The organism is Roseimaritima sediminicola (genome assembly GCF_009618275.1).
Classification (GTDB): domain Bacteria; phylum Planctomycetota; class Planctomycetia; order Pirellulales; family Pirellulaceae; genus Roseimaritima; species Roseimaritima sediminicola.
Genome location: NZ_WIAD01000067.1, coordinates 19,035 through 27,345 on the forward strand (window position 1 = coordinate 19,035; position 8,311 = coordinate 27,345).

The window sequence follows — 8,311 nt, forward strand, 5'->3', positions numbered from 1 at the left end:
AATCAACGAAGAGCGACGCAACGCTTTTTTCTCTCATTCTTTTCTGTTTCATTTAATCATCCTGGAAGCTGATGCTGGCCAACGAATTGATCGACCTGCTCGAGCGACGCGGGTTGCTGGATCAAGAAATTATCGAAGCACTCCGCGATCAATTGGCGCAGAGTGGCCGTAAGGTCACACCGGAAACGGTCGCCAAACTGTTGGTCGACAACGAACATCTGACCCGTTTTCAAGCCACCAAATTGATCGGCGAGCTGCGGGCCGGTGAGTACGGCCAAGCGGCCGATGCCGACGAAGCCGAAACCATCGCCGGGGCGTTGGCCGACGATCTGCAATTGGTCGATGATGACGGCAGCTCCGACGGCGAACTGGCCGAGGTCGTCGCCGTTGACGATGCCGATGAGTTGGCCGCCGACGATCAGGTGGCCGAGGTCGTCGCGGTCGATGACGATGCCGTCGACGCCGTCCCCATCGACGCCGACGTGATGGAAGCCGAGCCGGTCGATGCGATGCCGGTCGATGCCGAACCGGTCGAAGCGGTGCCGGTCGACGCCGATGTGATGGAAGCCGTTCCGGTCGAAGCGGGCGGCAGCGGCAGCGGCGTCGGCAGCGGCGTCGGCCAGGGCAGCGGGGCAGGCCAGGGCGGTGGCCCGGTGCGGCGGCGGCGTGTCGAAGAGAAAAACGTTTGGGACTCGTTCAAGATCTACGGTGTCGCCGGGATCATCCTGCTGCTGCTGCTGGGCGGTTTCGCGCTGTGGTGGATCATCACCAGCCAGGATTCGTCGGAGTTCATCGCCAATGCCGACAGCCTGTACGATGCCAGCAGTTTCCCGGCCGCTCGCGAGCAGTACGAGGAATTCGTCTACAAGTTCTCCTCGACCGACCCGGTCAACGCCTCCAAGGCGCGGGTGCGGGTGGCGACCACGCAGATCTACGAAGCGGTCGGCAGCAGCGATCCCACCGAAGCGCTCTCCGAGGCCAAGCGGTTACTGCCGGGGGTCGAGGACGAGGAGGCCATGCAGGCGGAACTGCCCGCCCTGGCCGATAACCTGGTCACCGTCGGAGAGAACATCGCCAACCGTGCCGAGAAGGTCAGCGATACCGAAGAGAAGAAACAGTTGCTGGCCGCGCTGGACGAGTTGTTGCAGCTGACCCAGAACGCCAAGTACGTGTCGTCGGCGCTGCGGCAGAACCTGGCCACGCGGTTGACGATGTTGAACGAGGCGCGAGCCCGAATCAATCGTTCGATCAACCGCAACGTGCACTTGGCCGACACCTTGGTGGCGATGCGTCAAGCGCTCGACCAGCAGGCCACCAAGCAGGCCTACGACGCTCGCAAGCAATTGCTGCGCGACTATCCCGAATTGACCGGCAACGAAGCTCTGGAAGAATTAATTGTCGAAGCCAGCGCGATCCAGCAGCAACTGGTCAGCAGCGCCGCGGACGTTCCGGAAACGTTCGAGGACGATCTGCAGGCCAAGGACCTGAAAACGATCGTGTTGACCAACCGCACGGGCAGCGGAGCACCGGGCTTGGTCAATCAAGTCGTTTATTTTCAGGTTCGAGGTTCGGTGTTGGCCTTCGCAGCCGACACCGGCAAGAACCTCTGGCGACGCTTTGTCGGATACCGCAACTCGCACCTTCCCACACCGCTGGGCGAATTGGCCGAGGACGGGGTCCTGCTGAGCGATGGGGCTCGAGCGGAAGTGCAGCGTTTGTCGGGGACGGAAGGCGAATTGCAGTGGCGGACCGTGATCGGCGAACCTTTTAATCCGCCGCAGGTCGAAGACGAAGACGTCTACGTCTCGACCACCAGCGGCCGCTTGATCGCCCTGGACGCCTTCGATGGCAACGTCCAGTGGGCGACCAAATTTCCTCAGCCCACGCCGGTCAGTCCCGGCGTCTCGGACAAACTGCCACGCATCTACCAAGTGGGTGACCACAGCAATCTGTACGTCATCGATGCCAAGAACGGTAAATGCATCGAGTCGTTCTATACCCAGCATGCCGAAGGCGCCATCCGCGTGCCGCCGGTGGCCATGCTGGGGCATCTGCTGGTGATCGAAAACATCGACCCCAAGACGGCTCGCATTCACATCCTGCGGACGGACGAGCGTGGGGAGAACCTGACGCCCGCCCAGGCCCCGATTCTGATGACCGGCAACGTGATCACGCCGCCCAAAATCCAGGGTCGGCGGTTGATCGTGTTGTCGGACCGCGGCGAGGTCAAGGTACTGGATATCGACACCGCGGCGGATAACGAACAGGTCACGGTGCTGGCCGAACAGGTGGCCTCCTACGACCAACCCACGGCCACGCAGATGGATGTGGACCGCAGCCAGATGTGGATCACCGGGACGCGCATCAATCGTTACCAGTTGCAGGCCAACACCGGCAAGATCGTGTTCAGCTGGGCCAAGCACGCGGGCGACTCGTTCATCGCACCGCCCAAATTGATCGACAATGTGCTGTTTCATGCTCGCGTCTTGAAGGGCACCAAGGGCGTGCGGGTGGCGGCCGTGGATCCGGACACGGGGGAACCCCGGTGGCAAAACGATGTCGGCGTGCCGGTCGCGATGTTGACGCCGACCACCGGAGGCGTCCATGCGATCACCTCCCAGGCCGCCCTCTACATGCTGGATGCGGAGGCGTATCGCGAAGGCATCACGGGCAGCCCGCTGGAGAATCCGGGCGGCAGCGAAGGTTTTCGGCTGCGTTTCGAAAACCCGCTGCGTGTCAACGACGATGTCACGGTCTTGCTGAACGCCGAAGACTCCGGACAGTTGGCCGTGTACAACCCCACGCGGCGAAGCGAGACGCTGCGGATCGTCAAACTGGGCGTGGGACTGAACCGCGCGACTTCGCCGCCGTTGATCACCGCCGGCGGCGTGATGCTGGCCCTGGACAACGGCCGCATCCTGCTGAAGAACTACCGTACGGGTGCGAATCTGGGCAGCCCATTCCAGCCACCGGCCCAGCCCGAGGGCACCGTCGATTGGTACGAGATGGTTGCCCTTCCCAGCGACGCCGAACAGATCGTCGTCGGGGATGACCGCGGCAAACTGTATCGCATCCGCGCCGGCGACCAACTGCGGGCGCTCAGCACCGTCGACAACCCGAACAAGTTTCTCGGACCGATGGCGGCGGTCGACGAAACCCTGTTCGCGACCACGTCCGGACCGGCTGCCGACGTCCTGCTGCGGTACGATATCAACGCTTTGGAAGAAGTCGGCCGACAGACTCTCGAGGGCCGAGCAGTCTGGGGACCGGTCAGCGTCGATGGTACGGTCCTGGTTCGCACCGACGAGGGAACCCTGCACGCGCTGGACGCCGCCGGCGAAACCTTGTGGACCACGAAGTTGCCCTCCGGCGACGTGGTCGCTCCGCCGAAGAAGGTGGACGACCAATGGCTGTGGGCCGGCCAGCCCGGCTGGCTGGTCGCGATGAACCCGGCCGACGGATCGATTCTGGGACAAACCGATATCGGCGAACCTCTGTCGGCCGTTCCCTTGCCGGTGGGCCGCTCGAATCGCTTGTTCGTGCCCGGCTCCGAAGGTGTGATCTACATCACCGACATGCCCACCGAGGTGGCCAGCCCATGATCCGCAATCCTGTCACTCTGACCCACGTCATCGCTTGCCGGACGCCGGACCGCCGTCGCCGATGGCTGTCGCTGGTCGCCGCCTGGTTGGTCGCCGGCGGGCTGGTCACGGCCCTGGCCGGTACGGCCACGGCCCAGACCGCCAACTTTGGCCTCGAAGGCGAACCCGAAGTCGAGGGGATCGAGCTGCTGCAGAGCGACCCCTATGACCTGATTCGCATCAAGGCCTCGGCGGGTGGGGGCTGGGTGCGCGTTCATCCCCTTCCTTTTCCCGGCCGAAAAGTGCCCGCGCGGCCCAGCGGAAAGTTGACGGTCCAGGTTCTGGGGATCCCGGTCAAGAAGTACGAGATCAAGTGGAACGAGATCGAATCGATCGAACTGTGGGAAGAACGCCTGTTGCGGGAAACCCGCCAGCGGATCGCCTCGGGAGATTTCGACGGGGCCTTCCCGTTCCTGGCCGTCTTGATGCGCGAGCGAGGTGAGGACGCCATGGTCCGCCAACTGCGCAGCGACTTCCTGTTGCGGGATGCGGCTTCGCACTACGCCAAACGCCAGTGGCGAGAAACCCTGGCAACCCTCGAAGAGCTGCGACGCTACGCCCCGGATTACCAGAAACAGATCGTGCTGGGAAAGATCGGCGAGATCACCGACACGCTGATGGAGAACTTGCTCGAACAAGGCGAACTGGACACCGCTCAGAAGTTGCTGACGCGGCTGAGCAAGGACTACGACGACAGCGAAATCACCACGATCCCCAAGTGGAACAAACGCTTCCTGGAGATGGCCGAGGAGAAACGCCAGCAAGCCATCGCCGCCCGCGATGCCCAGGATTATCGCCTGGCCCGTCGGCTGGCGCGGGACAGTCTGAACATCTATCCCGACGTCCCCGGCGGTCAGGAATTGGTCAAGGAGATCGATACGCTGTATCCCCTGATCCGCGTCGGTGTGCTGCAGCGAGCCACGACACTGGATCCGACACGGATCGACAACTGGCCCGCGCGACGCGCCGGTGGTCTGGTGTACCGGGCCCTGTTCGAGATGCGTGGCGCCGGCCCGGAGGGCGGTGAGTTTGAATTCATCTTCGGCTCGACCGAACAGAGCGACGACCGTTTGCAGTTCGACCTGCACTTCGAACCGGCCACCATCGAACCGCCGCTAGAGGACGTCGATGCCTATCAGGTGGCCGACGCCCTGGTCGCTCGGGCCCAGCGTTCTTCGCCGCTGTACAACCCGGCCTGGGCCAGCGCCGTGGCCACCGTTTCGGTGACCAGTCCGCGTTTGATCCAGTGCACCCTGCGGCGGCCCCATGTGTTGCCGGCCAGTCTGCTGCAGATTTTTGTCGATGGTCACTGGATCAGCGACAGCGCGGACACGCCCACCGGGGCCTACAAGCCCGACGTCCGTGAAGACGACCTGACGCGATACGTTTTGACCCAGGCCAATCCCGAAATCCCGACTCAGCCGCGCGAGATTGTCGAAGTCGATTCGCCCAACGCCGCCGACATGGTGACCGCCCTGTTGCGGGGCGACGTGGACGTCGTGGATCGGCTGTTTCCAGCCGACGCCGAGCGGTTGAAGGGCTCGTCGCGTGTCCGCGTCGGACAGTACCCGCTGCCCAGCGTCCACATGTTGATCCCCTGCAGCGATCATCCCTACCTGGCCGAGCGGACCTTCCGCCGGGCGCTGGTGTATGCGATCAATCGCGAGGACATCCTCGCCGGAGAACTGCTGGAGAACCGCGACGTGCCCGGGTGCCGTGTGATCTCGGGTCCGTTTCCGGCCGGCTTTGAACAGAACGATCCGCTGGGCTATGCCTACAACGAGGACGTGGCGACACGCACCTACCAGCCTCGTCTGGCGAAGCTGTTGATGGAGATGAACCTGCAACAGATGAAGGCGGCCGCCGAACGAAAGGAAGAAGAGGTCCCCGAGATGCGGCCGATCCGGTTAGCCGTTCCCGCCGACAACGTCGCGGCGATCGCAGCCGAAGCGATCAAAACCCAACTGGAGTTGTTGGAGGTATTCGACGTGGAAATCGTCGAACTGCCACCGGGCGAATCCATGCCCGCCGAGGGCACGGCCGACCTGGTGTACGTGGCCGCCGCCGTTTGGGAACCCAGTATCGATGCCCGCCGTGTGCTGGGCCCCGACGGACTGGCCAAGTCCGACGATCAATTGATCGGTTTGGGGCTGCGACGCTTGGAATCGGCTCGCAACTGGCGCGAAGTCACCGAGCGGCTGCACGATCTGCATCACTCCTGCAACCACGAATTGCCGATCCTGCCGCTGTGGCAATTGGTCGATTCTTATGCCTATCGCGTGGAGGTAGCAGGCATCGGCAAAGACATTGTTTCTCTGTATCAGAACGTCCGCCGCTGGCGATTGGCGTTGTAGTTGTTGGACCAATAGGCGTGATTTTGCACCACTATTTATTTCGCGGCCCCTGGGCGACGTCGATCCTGGTCGTCCTGTGCGTCGTGCTGGGGACCAAGACCGGAATCGCCCAACAGGACGCTGCCTGGGACTACTCGCCGTACCGCGTTCTGGTTTGGATGGTCGATGCCGAACAGGACTCGATCGCCCCCGAGCTGGGCGGGCCGCTGAAGGATTACCTGGACTACGACTTCTCGGCCGTCTGGCGCGTCGACGTCCAGGATGCACCGCGTGGACCGCGAATCGCCGCGCTCCGCGATCTGGAGGGGTTTGGTTACGATCGGTTGACCGCCGCCGATCCGGTGCTGGCCGTGCGCAAGGACCATCCCGACGCCCCGCGGATTCGTACCGCCCATGACGTGGGCGCACGGGTCGAACGGGTTTTCACCACGCCTGCGATGCAGCAGAACGTGTTGCCGCGCGGCGCCGCCATGGACATCCAGCCTTCCCGCGGCCGCTGGGAACAGATCATCCTGGAACACTTCCGAGAGATGAAGATCGATCCGGCCGAGTGGCGCGAGCAGATGCTGCAGATGATGGATGTTCTGGAGGGCAGCAAGCAGGTCGACCTGGCCGCGCTGCGCCGGATCACCGCTCCGATGATCGAACCGGTCGACGGTTCGCCCGCCGCGCAGGCCAACGCCCGAACAATGCAGACCGGCCTGGAACGCATGTTTGAAACCTTTCAAAGCGTCGCCGTGACCGACAACGCCGAACTGCACGGTGTCAAACGACGGCTGGTTACCGAGGGGTTTTCCTCGCAAGATCAAGTGCTCAAGTCCTGGGATCAGGACGGCACCGAGGCGCTCTTGGTGCCCCGCGGGCTGGCTCGCCAGCTAGAGGATCCCGATCCCAAAATTATCCCCATCGAGATCGCCGATTTGATGGGCGCCGTCTTTGACCGCTACGACAAATTGTTCGTCGTGCGACTGGACCGGCGAGCCCTGCCGTTGCAGGTGGAAGTGATGGAGATCGATTGCGTGATGCGCTTGCCCGGACCGATTGTCCGCCGCACGGCGATCTCGCAGCAGCGTTTGGTGCCGGAGATCGGGGCCGCGATCACCAAGGCCTTTGGTCCCTCGGTGCGGATTGAGGACGTGGCCACCAACGTGGTGACCGGACGGGTCCGAGCCGGCGGATTGATCCTCGACCCCGACTCGCCCGCCGCGATTGGCAAGGACGACTGGCTGCAGCCCGCTCTGCGCAAAGACGACCGACAGGGCGACCCGTTGATCCTGGAAGCTTTGGACTGGGCCTACCTGAACGTCGAAGAAGCCGATGGAGCGAAGCTGACGATGAATCTGTATGCCGGCCGCGTGGGCGGACTGCCCGCACGAAAAAACAAACGCACGCACCGGATGGCTTTCAAAATCCGTCCCTATCACGACAACACGGTGATCCGGTTACACGCCCAACGCCGCCCCGACGAACCGCTGCAGGGCTACGAGTTCTACGAAAAGGACCTGGAGACCGGCGATATGTCATTCGTCGGCCGCACCGATTGGGATGGCCGGTTCGTCGTGGAAAAAGGTGACAGCCCGATGCGTTTGATGTACGTCAAGAACGGCGGTGCCGTCCTGGCTCGGCTGCCCTGCGTGCCCGGTCAAGACGCCGTGGCCACGGCCGATATCCGCGGCGACGACCTCCGGCTGCAGGCCGAAGCGTACATCCGCGGGATCCAAAACGCGATCATCGATCTGGTGGCCATCCGCCAGCTGTTAGCCGCTCGCATCCGGTTGCGGCTGGAAAAAGGCAACATCGAAGAAGCTCGCGAACTGCTCAATGCCCTCCGCGCAGAACCCACCTACGAGATCCTCTCGCACGACATGCGCAACAAACGCAAAGAGATGGAAACCGACAACGCCCAGCAGCGAGCCATGATCAATCAGTTGTTCGATCAAACTCGCAACATGTTGGTCAAGCACATCGACGAGAGAACGATCCGCGAGCTGGAAGCCGAAGTCGCCAGTGCCGAGAGCGGCACAGAGTAGCCTTTCGCTCCGCCGAAAGTAGCCGGATTCAGAGTTTGTGGCATAGGCTTCCAGCCTGTGAGCAAAGGAGCCAGATCCCTCCAGCCGCGAAGCGGCACAGAGTAGCCTTTCACTCCGCCGAAGAACACAAGCCGATTACTCCCCTCTCCCCGCCGGTCTGGGCAAGCTCAACTTGCCCAGACCGGCGGGGAGAGGGGAGTAAACGACAGAAAATATGTTGGTCGGCACCGAAGCCTAGGCCACAGAGTAGCTCGGCTGTCCCAGCCGAGAGCCTAGGCCACTGTTC

The 8,311-nt window shown here is 62.9% G+C and carries 3 protein-coding genes; all 3 read left to right on the forward strand.

Annotation, left to right across the window (positions count from 1 at the left end; all coding sequences use genetic code 11):
- Positions 1 to 71 precede the first annotated feature (71 nt).
- The 3 genes from GE027_RS20805 to GE027_RS20815 are packed head-to-tail and all read left to right on the forward strand — an operon-like array spanning position 72 to position 8,025.
- The gene (locus GE027_RS20805) at positions 72 to 3,602 is read left to right on the forward strand and encodes an outer membrane protein assembly factor BamB family protein (RefSeq protein ID WP_153559155.1); all 3,531 of its coding nucleotides are present in this window, start codon (positions 72 to 74) and stop codon (positions 3,600 to 3,602) included.
- A complete protein-coding gene (locus GE027_RS20810; RefSeq protein WP_153559156.1) occupies positions 3,599 to 5,995 on the forward strand; it encodes an ABC transporter substrate-binding protein in 2,397 nt (798 codons plus the stop codon). Before GE027_RS20805 ends, GE027_RS20810 begins: the two co-directional genes overlap by 4 nt.
- Positions 5,996 to 6,012: 17 nt before the next feature.
- Positions 6,013 to 8,025, forward strand: coding sequence for a hypothetical protein (locus GE027_RS20815; protein WP_153559157.1), 2,013 nt, complete (start codon positions 6,013 to 6,015; stop codon positions 8,023 to 8,025).
- Positions 8,026 to 8,311 lie beyond the last annotated feature (286 nt).

Coding starts and splice junctions, on each gene's coding strand:
- GE027_RS20810 (WP_153559156.1), top strand. CDS start 3,599: ATGATCCGCAATCCTGTCACTCTGACCCACGTCATCGCTTGCCGGACG.
- GE027_RS20805 (WP_153559155.1), top strand. CDS start 72: ATGCTGGCCAACGAATTGATCGACCTGCTCGAGCGACGCGGGTTGCTG.